Here is a 22,323-nt window from a genome sequence, read left to right as displayed (position 1 = left end):
ATTTAAAATTAACTGATATGTAAACCTTAATTTTCAAATAACCTGAAACACTAATAATGCTATAATAAATTAAATCAAATTCAGGTAATATATGATAAATAACATTATTTAATATGCTACTCAAATAGCAATATATAAAGGTTAAATTATATTAATTAGGTGATAATGTTTATATATCTTAAGAACTTATCATAAAATCTTTTTACACTCTAAGCAAAATATATAAAAAATTTGAAGACAATTAATTATCTGGGTTTTCAGTTATCAAGAAAAAATTGGCAACTGCTACAGATGGCAAACAATACAAGATTAAATTTTACTCTCTTGAAATAATACTTACAATTGACTTTATAGTACCTAATAGAAAGATATAAAAATTATAAAATAGACATATATATAAAGGCTTTGTTATTAATAGAGATAAGGTTAAAAAAAAGAACCCATAGTAGTAGGAGTTTTATTATTTTGATGAGTTACTTAAATATATAATAGATATTAAAAGCAAAAAAAGAAAATATTTATAAAACAATAAAAGATTTGTTTGTTTTATACGTAGACTATAATGGCTACTTATATATTTTTTGCTAACATTTAAAACAAATTTTATATGCCATCACATAGAGCAATAGCAAAAATAATTTTTACAAAGCTAATGTAAACAAAAAATATGTAATTTAGATTATTAAGGATATAAGAAGGCGGAGTGACATTATGATAGCTAAGAAAATTATCTAAATAAAAATAAGCTTAATAGTCTTATAAATATAGTTTTAGAACTAACTAAGTTTAGAGCAGGCAAAACCTAAAACTAAAAATAGATTATAAAAAACAATGTTAATAAGCTTTTAGAGTTTCAAAAATGGGTGAGAGGTAAGGTTTTAAATAGCAATAGACAAGTTTCAAATAAATAAAAAACGATAACTTATGAACATTTGAAATATTTTATTAGAAAAAGAAAATAAAAAGAAATGCTAAAAGTTGATAGACAAGCATTAAAAGAACTTAGCAAAAAACTAAAAAAATAAATAAATTTTCGTTTACTTGAGCATATAAAATACATAAAAAAATAATTTGATAAACGAAATTTTATAATAATCCATATTTATAGATACAGAGTACTAAAGATTTTCAATATATTCATCTATATCTTCATCACTTAAAAATGCTGATTGGATATAGTATTTTTCTCCACTTAACTTTGCTATCATATGACCATTTCCTAGTAACTTCTCAGCTCCCTTTTCATCTAAAATAATATTAGAATTTTTTTCCGTATCTACTCTAAGAGCAAATTTTGCTCCTAAATTAGCTCTTAATATAGGTGGTACTACGGTATTGTCTGGTCTCTGTGTGCTTATTATTAGATGGATACCAGCAGCTCTTGCTTTACCAGAAAGGCTTTGTATATTAGATGACATACAAGCGCTGAAATCTTTATCTAGCATCCAGTCTGCAAATTCATCAAAAACAACAACTATTCTAGGAAGAATTATATCTGTTTGCTTGTTGTATGAGTTTATATCTTTAGCTACACCTTTGAACATAGCATATCTTTGTTCCATTATTTCAACTAATTGATTTAAAGTATTTATCGCTTCTTCTTTTTGGGTTACTAAGCTATGCAGATGTGGTATATTTTCGTATTTTGCAAATTCTACCTGCTTTGGATCTATCAAAATAAGATTTAAATATTCTGGTTTATTTGTTCTTATTAAGTCTATAATAAGAGAATTTAAAAATACACTTTTTCCACTTTTTGTCATGCCTGCGACTAAAGCATGAGAATCACTACTATTCAAATCAAAATATATATTTTCATTGTTTGTTTCGCTTTTTCCAATTATAAGCTTGGTATTAAAATTTTGGTTTTCTAATTCCCTTTCTTTTACACAATCTTTATAAAACACTATATCTCTTATTTCTCTTTGAAATACCAAATCATATGCCCTAGGAACAACTTCAACCCTTAATAATCTTAAACCACACATAGACAAAAATACACTATCTAATTTTTCAAACATAGTAATATTCCAATCATAATCAGGTTTCAACGAAAACCTAATGCTATTAGGTGTTAATTTAACATCAATAATTCTAGTTGCTATATCATGATGTATTAGGACATTTTTGATATTTTGTTCAATCAAGCTTGTATCAATTTCAACAGCTTTGCTATATTGCACATCTACACACTCTTTAACTGCAAAATCTTTAATATCATCATTTTTAGCAACATTCATATTTTTAATATCTTCAGCCTTATCACATTTTTGCTGCTCACTCAATTGATAATTAATGTCTATCAATTTCGTTTGTTTGTCTATATTATTTAAGATATTTAATATTGCTTTCTTTCCTATATGATACTGCACCACGCCATCGCAATCACGGCGTTCAATATTTTCATCTAAATCATAAACAAAAATGAAAGAAAATCCCCTAACTATGAAATTTAAATTCTTATAATTTTGTCTAATTTGCATTCTTAATTGCTCGGAATTTATATCCACATTAGTATCTGTTTTAAACGCTCTTAAATGCTCTTCTATAATCAAATCAGTAAATCTTGCTATACAAAAATCTTTATCGTTATATTCATCTTCGCTAAAGATTTTTTCTACCTGTTTTTTTGTATGCAAAGTTTGTATTATTGATTTATCTTCAAGATCTCTTTTGCTTAAATTTGAGCAATATTTAATCTCATAAACATCAACGTATAAAGTAGACAAATCCCCATCCTTAAACACTGGGGTAATTGCTAACAAATCTGCTAAGCGCCCTTCTTTTCTAAACATTTGAGAGTAGCTATCAACTCCCCCTAAAAACCAATCGGAATAATTATCTAAATATATAATAGCACTGTTTGTGGAATTGTTTTTTATAATATAATTAGATAAGGCTAAGCCTAAGAGCTCGTTTGCAAAGCTTCCTTTGCCGGTAGCTTTTAACACTATATCACCTGCTATCTCATCAGCTAAATTTATTAGTTTTTCTTCTATATTTTCATCGTAAGCTATATTTTGCTCTATTATTTCTTGGATTTTTGCTTTAATTGTCTTTTTTAAAAGTATAAAATTTCCATGCGATGATATTGACAATACCTTGTTTAAATTACGTGCTTTTTTATATTTGATAACTCTAGCCCCACATGCATTTAAAACTCTTTTATCGGTTAGTGAATCCACGCTAATAACCCATTCGGTTTTTTGGTGAATCTTACTAATTGTTTCTTTTATATTTTGATCTTGAGTAAAACTTATTGTAGGTAGTTTATAATCATAATCACCCTTATTGTCAGACACCAAAGATAAAATCAAAGTATCTAAAATCCTTGATACTTGTGTCTTCACAGGGGTTGTTAAATACCTGCTGATGTTTTTTTCATTCTCGGTGATAAATCTTTTGTTGCTCCAAATAGTAGGGTGAAAATCAAATAAAGCTATATTGTTTATATTTGCTTCTGGCAAGTTTTTATACTCTATTTTAGCTCTTGAAGAAAAAAAGTCATACAAAAGCGCAATGTCTAAATTATAATTCAACCTATCTAAACTATCAAAGCTGTCATGAAAAGCCTGCAACCTTACGTTTGATAAAAATGAAATTTCTTTTTTTTGTATATCATCATTGCTAGTATTTTTTAGAATATCGCTATATATTTTTCTTATCTTTGAAGCATTATCCCCATTTAAAAAAAGTTCATAGTTTTGCCCATCTTCTACAACATCTAAAAGCTTTTTAAGTATTTCTAAAGGCAATATAGAGCTGTTTGTTTCATGCAACAATACCTTTAAGTTATCTACCCTATATAAATATAATTCTAAATATTCTTTAATACTCTTTTCTAGAGTAGAAATATATTCTGATGTGATTATATTTTTCTCATTTTCATTAGGGATATTTTCATACAAACTATGTTCGTCAAAATGCTCAGCTGGAACTAAGAGCTTGTTTTTATCTCCACTATCTCCACTTAAACTAAAAAAATCAAAATAATAAGGTGTTTTAGCCAAAATATCTAAATCGTTATAATAAGCATCTTGCATGGCTATGTTTTCTTTATCATATTTAAAACTATCTATTACCGATGCTATTTTTTTAATTTTTACACAATAAGAAAGAAGCCTTAGTGGATGATATGATGGTATAACTAAAAAATTATTATTATTTTGAATTTGCAAAGTAAATATAGATATAAATGATTTTATAACATCATTTTTATAATCATCATTTTTGTAATTAGTATAAATGTAATTTGCACAATTTATATAAGAGTCATTTAAATCTTGACAAATTTTAAGCATATCACCATCTTTGCTAAAAAAAGAATGCTCTAAAAAGCCTATAAATTTTTCTATAAAATCATTATAAATATCATTAAACTCATCGGGGTTGCTAAAATATTTTTTATATTTGTTAGTAAAATTAAAAGCGTATTTTTTATAATTCATCCCAAACGGCATATCACTTAACGTAAAGCGAAGATTATTTTTACCTAAAAAACGATTGGCTATATAAAATGGACTAAATATTTTCTTCTCTTTAAGTATATGCAAAATATTATCTACACTATCACAGTATTTACTAACGATACTTTTTGTTTCAAACTTCCATTTAATATATTTAGTTATCTTTCTATCGTCTTTGTAGGTGATAGTTATCTTAAAATCCAATTCTGTTTTTTTACCTCTTGTTGTTTTGTCTTTTTCTTGCGTGTTTAGATTGCTATCAAAATCATCGCTGTATAAAAACTCTTTAAGCTTTTCATCAAATTTTAATACATTTGAAAATTTTTCAATAATTAAAAATCTATATTTTAAATACCTCAACGCATCTTTGTTGTAATTACTAAAAATTGCCTTTTTTTGCTTTTTGTCTAAACTAATGCTTATTTGCTCTAAGCTACACTCTAACATATTTATAAGCTGAACCAGGCCAACCAAAAAATTATTTACCTTAATGGTTTTTGGGTATAACATTTTTTTCCATTTGTTATCTAGATTGAGATTTTCAGATATATATCCTTTATACTTATCATAAAATTCTTCTACCATCTCTAGATTTTTATTTGTTTTTTTAGTGCTAAGTGTTTTTAGTAAACTAACTTCTGCACTTTGTAGCGTGATGTCTTTTTGTTCTAAATAATCAATAGTTTGTTGATATAAACTAAGATTTGGTTGTATGATTAATTTATCAAACAATAATTCAATTTTATTATCTGCCCAATCAAGTGTTGCAAATTTTATTTTATCTTTATTTAAAGTATTTTTATCTGCATATATAAATTGCTTAATGAGCTCTTTTTTACCGCTATCTAGCATATCAAATTCTTCTTTTATAATACTTCTCTCATCATCTTCAAAGAATTTATTAGCTAAATCTTCATTGTTTAAGTTTTTATACTCTTTATTTATAGCATTAGACAAATCTTTGAGTGTTTTTATGCTTTTTGCTAAATTTTTATTAGTTTTAAAATAATCATGAAAGCATTTTCTATATCTAAACATCCCTAGTTTATCTAGCGACATACCAATAGCTTCCTGATTAGAGCAAGCTTCATTGTTAATTAAATTTATAATAGATAACAAAAAACTATCTATGTCGTAAATATTTATATGATTTATTTTTTTTAATATCTCATTACAAATATTTTTTAGCCTAGCTGCATCATCATCGCTCAACCCAAGCAAATCTACAATCGCACCTATATCATCCTTTAAATCTTCTTTTGTTATTTGCTTAATATCACCAAGTGTATCTATTCTGCTAGCAACTAGAAATAAAATCAAATTATAGTTGTGCAAATCCTCTATTTCTTCATTTCTAGCACTCGCCATATAAAAATCATTAACGCTTTTAATATTTGAAGCATTTGAGTTTAATTCTAATCTTTTATCACATAATACCAATATATCAGGATGATGTTTTTCCACCTGATTTAATATATGAACATATGTTGTTTTATGAAAATCTTCTAGCAAAACTTTTGCTATTTCATCACTTTGGCTTTTTTCATTTTCAATTTTTCTAAAAATTACTTCATTTATATATGACATAGCTGCTTTTCCTATCTTTGTGTATTTACAATATATAGTAATCCATCGGATTTCTCATCTAAATATCCTAGCTTTCTAAGCTTTTTTATAAATCTTTTTTTATTGTTTTTAAAATCACTCTTTAGACTTTCATCATAAATATATCTATCAGATATAAAAATGTTATATTTATCATAAATTACGCTTAAAAACTTATCTAATTCCATTTTAATATCTACATTTAAAAACACCAACAAAGCTATTAATTCTTCACTTAATAAATATCTAAAAGCATTGGCGCCATCTCTACTAACTAATCCAGCGTCTTTAAATAGCTTTCTTAAAACTCCTGAAAAGTTATTTTTATACTCTGTTTTTATTATGTCAATAAGATAGGTTTTTACGTTATTTAAATCATTGTAAAAAACATAGTCTTTATCAACTTCTTTAATAAAGCTTTCTAGCTCATGCAGATCACAACATGTAGAGATTTGTATTATGTTGATTATGCAACTTAAAACACCTTCTTCGTTAATCTTATAAACATCTTTTGAATATCTCCTAGCTTTGCAGCTTTTTGTATTTAGTACTTCTGTTGGAATCTGTGTTTTGTCATTATTGTTGTTTAAAATTTTTGATTTATATACAATAAACATACCTAAATATAAAGCTATTAAATTTGAAATCATAGAAAAAAGATCTTCGGTAACTATATTGGATTTTAAAAGATGAATCAAATCTTTAGCTAAATTCTCAAATACAATTTCACACCCACTAATATTTATTGAGTTTTTGTTTAAAACTTGACTGCTATCCACATCGCTTAAAGAACCATTATTAAGTAAGCTAATTAATTTTTCCCACCTTAAATCTGCGTTGTTTTTATATCTATATAATATCAATTCTTTTAGCTCATTTTTATAAGCATTGTTTTCAAGATTGCAAAAGCCTAGGTATAAAAGCTCTCCACCTCTTGCAAAAAAATTACGCCTATCATCTGCATATAAACCAAAAACCATATTTAAAGAAAATGGATGTAAGGACTTCATCTTTTTTGCATTAGGGTTTATTAGTATTTGCTCTATACACTCAAGTAGTGTATAAAATTCTTTATAGTCCTTAAAGTTTGATTTAAGATATGAAAAATCCTCTTCGCATGACTGAATAAGACTATCAAAGCTATTATGTATTTGATAGACATCTAAAAGTGTGTCTATTTTTTTATGATTTAATTTTTTTATAACTGACTCATTAAACATATTTTCTTGATTTGATCTACATATGTTTAAAAATTCTAAAAATATAAACTCCTTATCTTGAGTATCTAAAAATCTATGTCCAAAAAAATAATTAAAAAAACCAAAACCATCAATATTTCTAGCTTTACTAAAATCATATATGTCTTTTAAAATACTTAATAAATCCCTATCCATAACTATTACCTGCTTTTTATATTAATATTAGTAACCTTATCTTCACCAGTAGAGTAATCTACTTTAAATACTGAAATTTTATTGTTTTTAAAGTGTGATTCTTGATTGATTTGACTTATTATTTTAGTTTTAAAGCCAATAACCCTTTCATAATACTCTCTAGAAAAACTAATAGGAAGCATTCCATTAGCAACTCTCATCAAAAACTCAAACATATGCAAATCTAGCATTAACTCTGCATTGTAGCTCGAAAATTTTAAAAATATTTTTGGTACATAATCACTTGAAACACTATCTTTTTTAAACTTGCTAATAATCTCTAAATCATCAACTGAGATTTTTATAAAAAGTTCATTTGAATGTTTATGATTTGTTTTTACAAAATTTTTTACTATAAAAATCTCCCCACCGCTAGCTTCTAGTAAAGCACCGGTAAACACCCTGTTAAGTCCCGAGGATAGCTCAGAAATTATATCACTATCTATATCTAGCTTATTTTCATCTTTTATTTTATCTAGTTTAAAAATAATATTGTTTTCATAACTTTCTTTATGATGATAAATACTCAAATCGTTAAAGTCTAAACCATTTTGCTTGATTTTCATAAAAAAGAGAAATTTTTTAAAAAAATTAAGACTGCTAAATAATTCATTTTGAATTTGCTCTTTGTTATCGTTATTGCTGTTAAAAAAGCTATCTTTTATTTTATAAAAATTTTCAAAAGTGATGTATTTGTTATCCAAAAGCTTGGCATATAAATAATTGTTTTTTATATCTCCATACATTAAAAAATCATCTATTGTATTATTTGTCTCATATCCTATTTTAAATTCTTGCAAATAATTATAATGTTTGTATTTGGAATCTTCTACATTATTAAGATTTTCACCAAAAAGGTTATTGTAAATACAAGCATCTAGTTTGGGTTTATTTTTCATAGCATTAATAGCTTCTTCACAACTTTCAAAATACTGTAATTTTCTTTCATTTTTTTGATATTTCTTAACCCCTAAAATAGCGTTAGCAACAAGGTCAAATAACTTTCTAGTGGTAATAAAGTTATGATTATAATCGCATTGTTTAATCAAACTTACCACTTGTTCTTTTATTTTTTCTAGCTCTTTTATATTTTCATGTATAGGACAAAAAATACTATCATCGCTTAAACTCGGGCAATCAACTTCATATTTTTTAAACCTATTAAGAATAACTTCTATAATTTTTTCTATCTTAAAAGCAGAACCTAAAGAACTTAAGTGCCAAAAATAAAACAAATCATTTTGAGCATAGTTCTCAATCGCATTTAAAATTTCGTTTCTTAAACCTATCTCACCGCATTCTTCAAGACTATCAAGCAAAATCCCATCATTTGCTGCTATAAAATAATATTCATTTTGAGTTTTTGTTTTTAATTTGTTTAAAATCTCTTTTTTGCTTTCTTCTTGTGAAAAATCTTTTATAAATACTATTGTATAGTTTGTGGTTTTAATTTTAGCAGGGTTCCCATTGTCGCTCCATCCATCTATACAGCCATTTAAAGTAGTATATATCTTTCTTAAAATATAAGTTTTACCATCACCTGCACTACCTGAAATAATAATATGCTTAGGGTTATTTGTAAAGATTTTTATAATCTCATCTATGTTTATTGTATCTATATTTATTTCATCAATACCATATTTTCGGTATTCTTTTATTATTGTATCATCAAAAGAATTTGCATTTGCTGATTTAGACAATAAATACCCAGATAGAAATTTAATCAAGCCACTCATATCAACTCCTATAAAGTGCAAAACGAACAAAACTTGTCATCTTCAAAATCCTCTAAATCCTTATCGTGTTTACTCAAAAATTCTCTACCTAGCAATAAATCTTTCTTATTTTTTGCTTGTTTTTTTCTTTCTTCATACGCTTTGAAAGTTTTTTTTATCCTATCAATATTTTCTGCTTTGCATAACTCGCTAAGTGGCATACCCTGTATCCAAGTGTATCCTTCTTTTTCAAATTCCATAGCCTTTTGAAATTCATCCGGATGCTTTTCATAAAGCCAAACCCATTCTATCTGTCTCATAAAAAAACAAAAATAACACCCCGATCTAGTTCTATAATACTCTATGTCATATTTTTCGTCTTTAACCGGAGTGTAATATTTAGGCAGTCCTAAGCCAGAATCATTTAATATTCTTTTAACATCCTCGAGAGTTATACCATCATCCTTAAAAGGCATAACGGTAATAATATTATCCTGATTAGGCACTAAGCCTAGTCTGTCTTCATCAGCTCTAATGCCAACGTAGTTAAAAATTTTACAACCTTCATATTGCTTTATTTTTTCTAAAAAAGTCTCAAGCTTCATTCGTTTTGTGCACCACCTTTGTTGAGGTGATGGTAAAAAATTATTATGTTCAAACAAAAGCTCTTTAAAAGATTTTTTAGGTAGCAATTTTTCTATCTTAATTCCCGTAACCGCTTGCAATTTTGATAAATAATCATAGGTATCCTGCAACTCTTCACCTGTATCAAAAAACAAATATTCAAACTTTCTATCTGGATATTTATCTTTTAAATAAATTGCCATAGCAGCACTATCTTTGCCCCCAGAAATTGATATAATATGAAGTTCTTTACTCATCTTGTATTTCCTTTTCTAAAATTTTCAAAAGCAATGTTATTTTGTCTTTTTTTTCTAGCTTATTTAAAAATTTTTCTTCTATATTTTTTATATGCTCTTTTATGTTCTCATCATTATCTTTAAATATTGTTGATACTTCTTTATCCTGGCTTAAAATTGTAATTCTTTTTACATTTTTACCTAAAGCTCTTAAATTTGTCTTATTTAATATATATTTAGCTTGCGAAGTGATATTTTGTTTTAATTCTTTAATATCTAAATCGCTACATTCTTTTATGTTTTTACTTATCAAGATAACACTTATAGAATCTACTAAATCCACTATATTTTCAGCATATATAAAAGCATTTAAAAATGCTCTTACTTTGTTACTACTTTCAATCTCTAAAATTTCGTTTGCTATGTCAACCATTTCGTTTTTATATGGATATGTTGGATGTGTTAAGTAAAAACTACTAAATATATGCTTTTCTATATCTAAAATCATATTTTTAAAAGATAGCGCTATTTCATTAAAAGCCTCTTTAAATGACTTAGCAAACGTATCACTATCAGTCAAAGAAAAAATCCTTGGTATTTCTACAAAATAAGTTTGTACAGGATCTTTCATTGAAAATAAAGCAGATCTTAGTTTTTTTGCGTTATCTGATATATTATTAGTTTTTTTTGCAAAATCTGGAAGCATATTTACTTTTGAAAAAACTATCTGGCTTAAAACTGTTAGTGCATTATTTGAAAATCTACTTTCATAGTAAGATACAGCTAACATATATGCTTTAAAAATTTCTTCTTGAGTTTTTGTTAAAGCAATACGATGTATTTCGTATTGAGCTATATTTTTCCATAAGTCTATTAGCAAATCATCGCTAATTTTAAAAGCGTATTCGTTATTTTTAAAAATACTAATGCTATTTTTATTTACAATAATAAACAAAGATATTATTAGTTTAGATTTTACATCGTTTAAGCCAAAAGGCTCTAATTTAAGATAATTTACTAATTTCTTAACATTTATTTTTTCTCTAACTTTTTGTTCTATAAATTCCCAAATATGTTTAAAATTTAAACCACTTGGTGCCACTAGCTTATAACCTAGATTATCTTTTATATGCATTAACGATGGCTTTATAATAGATAGATATAAAGTCATGTGTGCTGGGTATTTTTCTATTCCTAGGTTCTTTTTATCGGGGTAATTTAACATATGATAGAAAAGAAATTTTATAGGAGTAAGGGCGCCACCATTACTGATAGTGTAATTTATCGTATAGTTATTTATAATAGGTGTTAAGCTATAGTCGTTTTCAATTTTAAGTCTAATACATTCTTGTATGTTTTTAAAGCTATAAATATCACCCTTATAATACACTTGAGATTTGTTCAATAAATCGTAAAAGCTTTGTTTAAGTGAATACTTTAAAGAGTGTAATTTATTATCTATAATAATTCTTGTATCTTTACTTAGCTTTAAAATATTGTTTTGCTTTACAATCTTATATGCATATATTTCCTTGCCTAGTTCTGTTAGTTCTTTTATATTTTTTACATTTATTACCATGTGTGAACTATCATCTATTTTCAAACCGTTAAAAACTATGTATATCACATCATTTTCTATTATTCCATCTGCACTCTGAATAATTTTATATCTAAAAGGTTTGTTTAATCCGTGTGTGATTAAAAACTTTTTACTAATGAGCTTTTCGTTAGAAATAATTTGGTTGATATATTCAATAAAGTTAAAATTGGCACTACTATTCTTTATGTTTGATATCTCATAATTTAAATCTATGTTAGAATCTTCAATCAAAGAGTATGACCTACTTTGATTTTGAAACATAATTACATTTTTAAAAATCAAAGATTTAATAGCACTATCTATAACTTTTTTTTCATACTTACTTGACAAAGAATAAATAATCAAATCTTTTGTAGGCAAAATCAAGCTAGCAAGCTTAAAACCATGTATAAGAGCTATAGTTTTGATAATATCTTGCTCTACTTGATTTATAGAGCTATCTTTTATCCTATCTATAGAAAGCCCCCAAATCTCACTATCAGGTAACGATACATTGTATACACCTAATAAATAATTTACATAATCGTACAAATCACTTACGCAATATAAATAGTATTTATCAATGTCTTTGTTTATAAAATCTTGAAAACCATAAGGCTCTAAAGAAAATAAAAAAGAAAAAATAGTTCTTTGGTTTTGAAAAAATTTAAGAAATAATTCTATTATAAACACCACGGCTATTGGGTGTAATGGAAATAGTTTTTTTAGACTATCTTTGTTTTCTACAATACTTATATGATTAAAGATATTGCTTGCATCAATATCATCTATAAACTTATCAAATTCTTTCATAGCATCAATATTTGTTGTTTTGAGTTTTATTGTATGCTGAAAAATTTTTAAAATCTCTAAAGAATTATCACCAAAAAGGACATTATCAAATCTTCCTTGTATTTTATCCCATTCTGTGTGTGTTACTTTTAAGCCTACATTGTAATAATCTCTAAGACTTTTATGCAAACTAATCAACATCTTACAATCATCTTTAAAATTTACAAACTCAGCTATGGTTTGCAATTCAAACAAATCACTTTTATCTTGATTATACAACGAATTTTCTATGAACTTTCCACACTCATCTATCAAAAATACAATGTTTGTAAAACCTATATTTTTGATATCATTATATAAATTTTCTAACAAAACACTCATTTGCACATTATCACTACTGTTTATATATCGCTTTGAAAGCTTTAACTCTGTGGATTTAAGCACATAATCAATAATCATATTTTTAATACTAGATGTTTCACCTATTATTTTTATAAAATAAAATCTTTTTTTAAAAATATATTTACTCACCAATACTTTAAAGTCTTTATCTAAAATTTTAAGTGCTTCTTCATTACCATTTAAACAATGTTCTATAAAAACCATTAATGATGATTTACCACAACCAAAAGGACCTATTAGTGATATTGAGTTAGCATGTTTATCGTTACACAATAACTTCAAGGTGTTTGCTGTAAAGTTAGTAAATCTAAATTTATTATTAAAGCCGCTATAGTTAATATTTGTTGATTTGCTGTAGTTTTGATCTAATTTTAAAATTGTTTTATATTTAAACACTATAAATCCTATTGAGCATATCTTCTGTATTTAGATTTTTATTTAAGTATATATGCCTTATTCCTCCAGATTCTGAATATAACAACGCACCATTGCTAATATGTTCTATATTGTTTATTTTCATAAATAAGCCATTTTCGTTTAAACAAAGAGATTTTTGTATGCTTAGCTTAGAATACTGAATCTCATCTATAGAAATAGAGTCTTTAATATCTAACATTTGAATATAATCAACCAGTATATATAAAAAAACCTCATCGCTTATATTAGCAGTATTTCCTATGTTTAAATTCCAAGAAAAATCTTTTCTAGATAATATTTGCAAATCTTTAAACAAGCCTAAATCTCCATATCCATCATACATCCTAAGTAAAACATCTATATCAAATTTAATGCTATTTTCACTAATTGACATATCTAGTTTTTTAAGAAAAGCAACTACAAACTGACAAAGACTCTCTTTTGTAAAATTATACTGATAAAAATAATTAAAAAACAAACTATACAAAGTAGCTTTAGACTTATTCTTCACTAAATTCCAGTGAAGAAGCCATATAGTGTCTAGGTTTTCTAAAAAAACATCTTTTTCTAAAATAATCTTTCCTATATTGCTTAATGTGTTTTTTTCAAGCAAACCTAAAGCATTTAACCAAAAATGTAGCGACTTTACCATGTTGCCGCCTAAGCCCAAAACCTCTATAGAATAATCAAGCTTGCTATTTGTAAACAATTTGTCACATTTATTAAATTCTATCAATCCACGACTAATCCAGTCTATTTTACAATCAAATTTCTCGTGCCCAGAAAAAGAAACTTTGTCAAACATTTGCAACCTTTTATTTTAACTTTCATATATTTGCAAGCTTTGCTTATGATTTTTAATATAAGTTATAACAAGTATTCTACTTTAACTTTACTTATATAATGGTAATTGACCATCAAACAATAATATAAAATATAACATTATTTATAAATAATTACAAAAATAGTTTTTAATAATACCTTATATTATTTATTTTTAAACCTATTCTATAAACGAGTAAAATTTATATTCAAAAAATCTTTTACCTGTTCTAAAAATATGTGGTGAGTGAAGTTTACTATATAACTTTAGTTAGTCTAGTTTATTTTTACCTTTACAAACCATAACAAAATTTCTATCATTGCAAATTTGATAGTACTTATGAAATTACTCAAACATTGCAAAATATCCATTGATTAACAATTAAACCATTTAAACTGCCTTATTGACAAATTTTAAAGCTTGAATGCATTTTTATATTTAAGAATTTATTTTATGTATTTTTTAAACTTATCCATAAATTTCGTATGTTTTGGCTAAATCCAAACAAACGAAATTCCTATAAAAATCATTATTCTTTTTTATCGACCATTAACTCTTCCTGTTCTCTTAATAGTTCAAGCAATGGATTTGTAAAACTAAAACTTGGTATATAGATTTTACTCAATCTAGACGCTATATCAAATTGATTTTGCACAATCTTATTAGGCAAACTTATCATTTCTGATAGCTTAGTTTGGTAGTCTGCTAATTTGCCTATATTTTTAAAAGCATTTTCATATCGCGAAGTAAGTTCTTTCATATATCTAGCGTAAATATCAATAGAATTTATTTTCAAAGACATATATTTTTCTTTCTCTACTTTTTCAATTTCTTTTTCTAGTCTTTTTATAACTGCTTTTATAGTTTTTTCATATTCTTTATAGTCTTTTAAACAAATTGCGTGATTATGGGCGATTTTATTTCTTATTTTTTGTATAGTTAATAAATCTTCTTTTAGCTTATCTACTTTTAAATTCTCATACCAATGTTCTATGTGTGGTTTTCTTGCAATTTTTTGTAATTTTTCCATTGCTTTTTCTTTATTATTGTTATCTAATTCTTTTTTCGCTTCTTCCATAAGCTCTTCAAGATTATTAGGATATGTAAGTTGAAAAAATCCATTGATATAATCTTGATATGTTAGCAAAGATAAAAAAGCTTCATTTAAATCTTGATTGGTTTTATCTTGACGTTTATCTCTTGCTATATTTTCATCTACAATTTTATACCAATTGTCCCCACAAGCCCCTATCATCAACAAATAAATCAATTTTCTAAACATAATTTCATGTTTTGATATTAATTTATACAGCTTTTCTGAAAAATACAAAGAACTATCGCTATAAACTACGGTGATATGATATTCTTTTCTGTGTTCGCCATCTTTAATATCTTTATAAAATCTATCTAATAAAGTAGCTTTATCAAGACTTTTTCCATTTATTTTAAACTTAAATAAAATGGCATGTTTCATAGCTAATTTATCTTCTATAACAATTCCTTTATAGCATTTCTTACCATTTTCTAATCTATTTAATCTCTCTTCTATTATATTTGTAATATTTCTTGTATCTTTAACTAAAACCGATTTATTGCCTTCTCTTAGCTTTTCTTTTACGCTAAATAATAATTCCAATCTCATGAACACTCCTTTATTTTAAAATCATATCTTTTTGGTATTAAAAATAACAATTACTAAAAGATTAAAAATAAATTTCGTATGTTTGGAGCTTTAGTTTTATGGCAAAAATACACGAAATAAATTCCACAAATCCCCAAATGTCACTTGCTTGGCTTTGGAATTTATTTTCGTATTTGGAATTTAAATTCGGAATTTCGTTTGTTCGGCAAGTTTAAGCAAACAAACGAAATTTGGTTTTAGCTTGGGATTATTGAGTTTTTACGCATTGTTTTTTGCAAGGCAAATATACAAAACGCAAGAACTAAATAATAAGCTATATTAAGCCTTGAAACCCCACCATCTATCGCTATGGCTCGTTTTAGCTCGGGGCTTTCATTTAATAATTTTGATGATTTTAGCTCGTCTTTGTAGTCTTTTAAAATCTTTTTAGCCTTATAAATGCTTTGCTCGTTTTTATCTTGGTTTGATTGCTCGTAGATAAAATTAACGCTTAAATCCGTTTTATCAAAAATGCTGATTTGCTCTAGTTTGGCATTTTGGCTTAAAATAGCTTTGCTAGGTTTAAATTCTTTTAAATCCTTGTCATTTGGAAGTATTATTCTAGCTAGTTCTAACGCCTTTTTATCATCTAAATCATCTATGGCTTTATATAGATAATGATTTCTCGCATCTTCTGAAAACGCCCCTAAAAATGGGGTTATTATATTAGGGCTACATAAAATACCAATTATTCCAACTGCCCCTAAAATACCAAGTAATTTTTTAAATTTGCTAAAAGTTAAAACCAAAGTTATATAAACGATAAAACACAATACACAAAGAGTAGAAAAAGCAAAATTTTTTAAATCAAATGAGTTAAAAACCATCTTTGTATAATTTTCTATCGGTTGAGCTTTACCAACTAAATAATCAAAATTGTTTGCAACTATTTCTGAAGACAAGCCAAAATTTATCATAAAATACCCACCGATGACACTTAGAGTAAATAAAAGTATCTTTAAAAAATCAGTGTGATGGTCGCTTGTTGCTCTGTTTAGCTTTAAAAACCATCTGTCAAATCTTTCTTTGATAGTGATTTTTTCTTCTTTATTTTCTTTATTTTTCAACTTGTAATCAAGCTCAAGTTCTTTTGTATAAAGCTCCAAAACTTTATATTTACTAGCTTCTAGGATATTGTTTGTCTTTAAAAGAGCGTTTTTAAAGATATTTAGGCATTCTCTAATGCCTTTTATATCTATCAAATCATTTTTATTTTTTATCTCATATTTTAAATGGTTAAATGAATAATCCTTTATATCCACCAAAGGCATATCTAAAACAGCACTAGAGCTAAAACTTGCTGAATAAAAATTCGGTATTTCTTTAAACTTGGTTTTGTATAAAATCACTAGCTTTTCAAATATGCTTGATTGAAAATTTGGCGATATTTCAAAGCTAACATCACTAAAATCAATATTGTCTTTAACTTTATTTTCTATAAAGTCAAAACTTTTAATAAATTTCGTTTGTTTAAAAGATAAATCTTTACTAAAAACACAATTTTTAATCATTAAATCATTTAAAAAAGCATTTTCTACAAAATCCACCCTATCATCAAAAATTGTATCAATAATCTTTATTTTTTGTTTGTATTCTTTTTGCTTTGGGAATTCAAATTTATCTTTAAAATTACAATTATTTATTTCTATTTCTTGAATATCAGAGTTGAAAAAGTTTTTAAAATTGAATTTTTTATAAAAAGTTAAATTATTAAAAATCGCATTTTTATTGTAATTTGCGTTTATAAAATCTTCGGTAAAAATAACTTCTTTTTTAAATGTAACATTGCTGAATTCAAAGCCATTTTTAAATTTTGTTTGCATAAACTGCACAGGTTCTTCAAAAACAATATCATTCATACAAACTTTGCTTTTATATATCAAGCTTTCTGATAAATTAAAAATATTATGAAAAAGCATAGGTTCTTTAAAAACTATTGCCTCAAATTTTAATTCTTTTAAATCTCTTTTATCATCTAATACAAATTCAATCCCACTTTGGAATTCTACTTTTACAAAAGATATTAAAATATCTTTATTGATTAAATTTTCAAAATTTAGTGATACTAATAATCTTGTATTGCTAATTACTATACCTTCTTTAAGATTACAAGAATCAAAACTAAGCGAAGTAATATTAGAAGAATTGATTAAAATAGAATTAGAAAAAACACATTTGTCAAAACATAAACCACTACAAGTTATATTGGCTATAAATAATATTTGCATTTCAAATATGCAATTTTCAAAATAAAATCCTGTATTGTTATTTTTTATTATTGAATTTTGTTCTTGAGTAGAAATATGGTTATTGCAAGAAATTATATTAATCATGCTGGATAAACTATCAAATGATTTGTCAAATACTATATTGTTAAAAAATATTCGCTTTATTTTTTCAACACTATTAATCCTTTTAACTATATCAATGTCTTTAATCTTAAAGTCGCTATTTTCTTTTGCTAAAACACTAACAGAGTAACAACCTTGCTCAATCGGAACAACCACCACATTTAAATTAGAATTATCTGTTTTTAATAATTCTAATATGTCTTTTTTTATTTGTTGAATTTCATTAGTCATTTTGCACCCTTATATTTCCGATGAGGAGTTCGGTTAAAAGGTGGGATTTGAGGGTGGTCTGGGCTATTATTAGCTCGTTTAGGCACTCCAAACGCTCATCACACATAATTACCCCCCCCCAACTTATTCTGTTCTTATAAACTTAGGAATTTTACTTTTAAAAAATTAGTTTTAGATAAATTATATCTCGTGCTACCTTGTGCTAACTTCATTAATTTTTCCATAAAAATAGAACTCCTAAAATAAAAACTCGCATACTTAGTATTTATCATTTCATTAGGTCTAAAGCCAAAGCTATTTAAATATAAATTTCACATTCTTCTAAAATAACAAATAAAGTCCATATTTCGTATATGATTTTAGATTAAATAGTAAAAAATACATCTTCTTTATTTTTTTCACCATCGTTTATTTTAACACTATCAAAAATATTTTTATATGTAATGCAGTTTAAGTTATCATCTTCAAATTTTTTTCTTTTTTATCTGAAAGCCTATTGTAAGCTAGACCTAAATCATTAATCGTTACTTTTTGCCAAAGGCTGATAAAGTTAGCAAACCTTGTTTTGCCACTTAGTAGCTCGTTTATTGGACGGAATTTTTCTTTTTCTAATTCTGATTTTAAATTCTTTAAATTTTATATACTCATCATAGCAATTTAAAATCTCGGCAGTTTTTCAGTATAATTTATCGGTATTTTATCGGTTAGCAGCTGTAATCAGCCAAGAATTTATTTAGTGTATTTTCAACCAAACATAATTTATAAGCAAAAAACTAACTTTATTGCCTTGTTCTTAGGTAAGTTAAATTAATAAATATATTTTTAACTTAAATAAGCTAAATTAAAACATAATTTAATTTAAAAATATTAATATACTCATTTAAACATTCCAAAGCAAAGGAGTCACAAATGAATAGTGTTAGCACTATTGAAGAGCTAAAAGCACAAAATCCAAAATTTGATTTGGCGCTAGGCGTAAGACTCATAAATAGTGGAGATATTATAGGTGGGGGATATCAGGTAATATTCGCAAGTGAACTAGAAATATCAACGAGTTCAAACATTAGCTATGAAGATGCCGAACAATCCCTTAAGAAAATGGTTAGTCTTATGGGTTTTAATGCTATCATCAATATAGTAAGATCTCAACATACTAAGAGTATGAATGCTAGTGAGACAGCACAAACTCATACAAGTTATAATCGCAACATAATAACTAATAATTTATCTTCATCAATATCTACAACAAATACAAGTTCAACAATTACGGTCAATAATGTATTTAAATTAAAAGGTACTGTAGCATTAATAGGTAGAGAAAATCACGCAAACGGAGTAGAAATTGATTATGAAAGATTAAAGCAAAATTGTATAAATTTCTACGAATGTATAGAATTTTTAAGATATGTTTACAAATCTAATCAAGAGCTAAAAACAATACACCAAGAAAGTAAAAATTATCCAATCAATTTAACAATTATTCTTATTATATCATTGATATTTGCGTGTAATTCAAGTCTAATTACAGGAGCTATAATTTTCTTAGTATATTTCATAATATCATGGCGTTATTATGAAAGCACAATTACTAAAGAAAATAATACATATAAAGATTTAGCATCAATGGAACCTAATCTAAAAACTTTGGTGAATAAATACGGCGAAGTTATTTTTGATATTTATCAATTATCACCATATATTACCTTAAAACATGTAGGAGAATAAAATGGATTTAATAACATCACTAGAAAATACAGAAAAGAATTTAAATAAAGCTGGAAAATATTGTGTAGCTTTTGATTTGATGGCTAATACAAGAAAAAATGTATCAGAAAATGAGTTAAAAAATAATATCAGCAAAAACATGGCATTTATACTATTTAAAGCAACCCCTGCTGCATTTTTTATATTTATACTATTTAAAATATTTAATTAAGTCTAAAGCCCTAAAATTAGGGCTTTACTTAAAGTTTTTACAATCATTTCTTTAATATTTTTGAAGCTTTACATATTTTTAATTTTATTTTATTAGTTTGTATTATTGTTAGCTTGATTTTTTACTAGGAATTTATTTCGTGTATTTTAAAAGAATTTAAATCCGTAATTTCGTTTGTTTACAACTTTAAAACCTATTAAACATACAAAAATATTTAATTAAATGATATTTAGTTTTAATTAAGATATTTATAACTAAATTACATGTTATTGTTTGCTAATATTTACAATAAATATGCGATTTAAGGATGGACATGAAATTTGAATTAGCATCTCAAACAAGTGAGAAAATTATTTTACAATACTCTTTAAATGGGGTTGATTTATTAGAATACAAAGACATTATTAAGACTAAAAAATACTTAGGTTTAATAGGAATCAAATATGAAAATGAAATTAATTTTAGCGATATTATCCCAAATGATAATGACTTTACATTACTCTTAACACAATGTGAATTTAAAGATAATGTTAGCTTTGATAATATAAATATAAAAAGCTTAGCAATCACACAAAGTAATTTTAACACTATTAAAATCAATGATTTTAAAGGAGAATTTATAGCGAATGAATGCTGTATAGATAGTGAATTGTCATTGATAAATTCAAAAAATATTAATAATTTTGATGTTTATAATATAAATGTTAAAAATAAATTAGAAATAGATGAATGTAATATCAATAATTTTACCTTGAAAAACTCTAGGATAGAACAAGATTTTATTCTAACAAATTCAAATATAAAAGGTTGCATTAATTTAGATAAAACAACTTTTTTAAAGCCTGAATTAGCTATTATAGATTTTAACGGTATTTTAAACTACACTAAAGATGATATGCTTACGCTAATAAATAACAACCAAATAACACAAGAAGAACTATATCATACAATAATAAAACTAGATAATATAGCTAAAGCTTGTAACGATAGTTTTTATGCTAATAAAATTCATAAAGCTGTTAAATTAATTAAATGTATTATGAGTGAAAATGATATAAAAGCTCAAATTATAGAAGCTAAAGAGATTGCACAAAAAGATAAAAATAAGGGGATACTTAAAAATCTTCAAATTTGGGGTCTTGTTGTTTTAAACTCAAAAAATTATATTGATGAATTTTTAAGTGATTTTAATACCAACTTTGCTAAGAATTTAAATGCGATAGTTGGTTTAATAGTTGTTTTTGGGATTTTAAATTTACTTGCATATATTTTTATTAATTTTGATGTATTTAATATATTTACTGGACTTTCAAATCCTATTTTAAATATAGTATTTTATATGGTTTCTATGGTAGTAGTTTTTGTGCTAGCTAAAATAAAAATAAATCGTGCCACTGGTAAAACTTGCGCTTTTATTTTATTTATGTTTTTATTATCTTTTACTATAGCTAACATATTTTATTTCCCTTTATTTTTACTAATATTATTTATTATTTTATATGTTGTTTATTTTGTAATATCAAAATTTAAAAAGTATGTTTATTTTCTTTATCTAGTAGCATTATTGTTGTCAGTAACAAATTCTAGTCCATTATTAAATATTTTTAAATTAGACTTTTTGCCAAAATATACACAAGAAACATTAAATGAAATACCGCAAAATAAATTAAAGTGCATTGTAAATATAGCTTTTGTAAACAAAGAAGAAGACAATATTTATGAAGTTTTCAATACTATAAGAGATTTTTTTATCAAACCACCTAAACATATAAATGATTATAAAGAATATGTTTTAAATAATAAATATAAAGTTCTTGTATTTAATAATGAAATACCTAAAGGATGTAGAGGCGATGATTATTATAAATTATTTAAATCTTTATATATAGATATTCAGCTTTATTTTACTTATTGTATTTTGTATATTTTATTGTTTATTAGTTTTATTTCACTTGGTAAAACTTGGAAAAGAAATTGATATAAGAAGGATAAATCATAATGATAAATTCTAACGTTTAAATAAATTATATTT

General features: G+C 25.4%; 11 protein-coding genes. 3 read left to right on the top strand and 8 right to left on the bottom strand.

Features of this window, described 5'->3' with window-relative positions:
• Positions 1-1,118 precede the first annotated feature (1,118 nt).
• The 8 genes from KJQ97_RS05420 to KJQ97_RS05385 all read right to left on the bottom strand — a co-directional run bounded on the left by KJQ97_RS05420 (position 1,119) and on the right by KJQ97_RS05385 (position 18,355).
• On the bottom strand, positions 1,119-6,053 hold the full coding sequence (locus tag KJQ97_RS05420; RefSeq protein ID WP_214120214.1) for an FtsK/SpoIIIE domain-containing protein: 4,935 nt from the start codon (positions 6,051-6,053) through the stop codon (positions 1,119-1,121).
• Positions 6,054-6,064: 11 nt separating this feature from the next.
• On the bottom strand, positions 6,065-7,465 hold the full coding sequence (locus tag KJQ97_RS05415; protein WP_214120213.1) for a hypothetical protein: 1,401 nt from the start codon (positions 7,463-7,465) through the stop codon (positions 6,065-6,067).
• Positions 7,466-7,470: 5 nt separating this feature from the next.
• Complete coding sequence (locus KJQ97_RS05410; protein WP_214120212.1) at positions 7,471-9,240, bottom strand: hypothetical protein; 1,770 nt, start codon at positions 9,238-9,240, stop codon at positions 7,471-7,473.
• Between the two features lie 8 nt (positions 9,241-9,248).
• A complete protein-coding gene (locus tag KJQ97_RS05405) occupies positions 9,249-10,100 on the bottom strand; it encodes a phosphoadenosine phosphosulfate reductase family protein (RefSeq protein WP_214120211.1) in 852 nt (283 codons plus the stop codon).
• Entirely contained in the window at positions 10,093-13,248 is a 3,156-nt protein-coding gene (locus KJQ97_RS05400) for a hypothetical protein (protein WP_214120210.1), read from the bottom strand. Before KJQ97_RS05400 ends, KJQ97_RS05405 begins: the two co-directional genes overlap by 8 nt.
• Positions 13,241-14,074, bottom strand: a complete 834-nt coding sequence (locus tag KJQ97_RS05395; RefSeq protein WP_214120209.1) for a DUF4007 family protein — start codon at positions 14,072-14,074, stop codon at positions 13,241-13,243. The genes KJQ97_RS05400 and KJQ97_RS05395 overlap by 8 nt, the downstream gene beginning before the upstream one ends.
• A 547-nt stretch (positions 14,075-14,621) precedes the next feature.
• Positions 14,622-15,734, bottom strand: coding sequence for a hypothetical protein (locus tag KJQ97_RS05390; protein ID WP_214120208.1), 1,113 nt, complete (start codon positions 15,732-15,734; stop codon positions 14,622-14,624).
• 236 nt (positions 15,735-15,970) lie between these two features.
• On the bottom strand, positions 15,971-18,355 hold the full coding sequence (locus tag KJQ97_RS05385) for a hypothetical protein (RefSeq protein WP_214120207.1): 2,385 nt from the start codon (positions 18,353-18,355) through the stop codon (positions 15,971-15,973).
• Positions 18,356-19,264: 909 nt separating this feature from the next.
• On the opposite strand from KJQ97_RS05385, the gene KJQ97_RS05380 reads away from it, so the two are divergent.
• The 3 genes from KJQ97_RS05380 (at position 19,265) to KJQ97_RS05370 (ending at position 22,269) form a co-directional block, all read left to right on the top strand.
• A complete protein-coding gene (locus tag KJQ97_RS05380; RefSeq protein ID WP_214120206.1) occupies positions 19,265-20,080 on the top strand; it encodes a hypothetical protein in 816 nt (271 codons plus the stop codon).
• A 1-nt stretch (position 20,081) separates the two neighbouring features.
• Positions 20,082-20,291 carry a hypothetical protein gene (locus KJQ97_RS05375; RefSeq protein WP_214117673.1) on the top strand — a complete coding sequence of 70 codons (210 nt, stop codon included), beginning with the start codon at positions 20,082-20,084 and terminating at the stop codon, positions 20,289-20,291.
• Positions 20,292-20,604: 313 nt separating this feature from the next.
• Positions 20,605-22,269, top strand: coding sequence for a hypothetical protein (locus tag KJQ97_RS05370; protein WP_214120205.1), 1,665 nt, complete (start codon positions 20,605-20,607; stop codon positions 22,267-22,269).
• Positions 22,270-22,323: the final 54 nt, after the last annotated feature.

The sequence above is a fragment of the Campylobacter sp. 2018MI01 genome, from assembly GCF_018501205.1.
GTDB lineage: Bacteria > Campylobacterota > Campylobacteria > Campylobacterales > Campylobacteraceae > Campylobacter_E.
This window is presented reverse-complemented; position numbering and strand designations above follow the sequence as displayed.

Coding starts and splice junctions, on each gene's coding strand:
- KJQ97_RS05375 (WP_214117673.1), top strand. CDS start 20,082: ATGGATTTAATAACATCACTAGAAAATACAGAAAAGAATTTAAATAAA.
- KJQ97_RS05390 (WP_214120208.1), bottom strand. CDS start 15,734: ATGAGATTGGAATTATTATTTAGCGTAAAAGAAAAGCTAAGAGAAGGC.
- KJQ97_RS05420 (WP_214120214.1), bottom strand. CDS start 6,053: ATGTCATATATAAATGAAGTAATTTTTAGAAAAATTGAAAATGAAAAA.
- KJQ97_RS05415 (WP_214120213.1), bottom strand. CDS start 7,465: ATGGATAGGGATTTATTAAGTATTTTAAAAGACATATATGATTTTAGT.
- KJQ97_RS05380 (WP_214120206.1), top strand. CDS start 19,265: ATGAATAGTGTTAGCACTATTGAAGAGCTAAAAGCACAAAATCCAAAA.
- KJQ97_RS05395 (WP_214120209.1), bottom strand. CDS start 14,074: ATGTTTGACAAAGTTTCTTTTTCTGGGCACGAGAAATTTGATTGTAAA.
- KJQ97_RS05370 (WP_214120205.1), top strand. CDS start 20,605: ATGAAATTTGAATTAGCATCTCAAACAAGTGAGAAAATTATTTTACAA.
- KJQ97_RS05385 (WP_214120207.1), bottom strand. CDS start 18,355: ATGACTAATGAAATTCAACAAATAAAAAAAGACATATTAGAATTATTA.
- KJQ97_RS05410 (WP_214120212.1), bottom strand. CDS start 9,240: ATGAGTGGCTTGATTAAATTTCTATCTGGGTATTTATTGTCTAAATCA.
- KJQ97_RS05405 (WP_214120211.1), bottom strand. CDS start 10,100: ATGAGTAAAGAACTTCATATTATATCAATTTCTGGGGGCAAAGATAGT.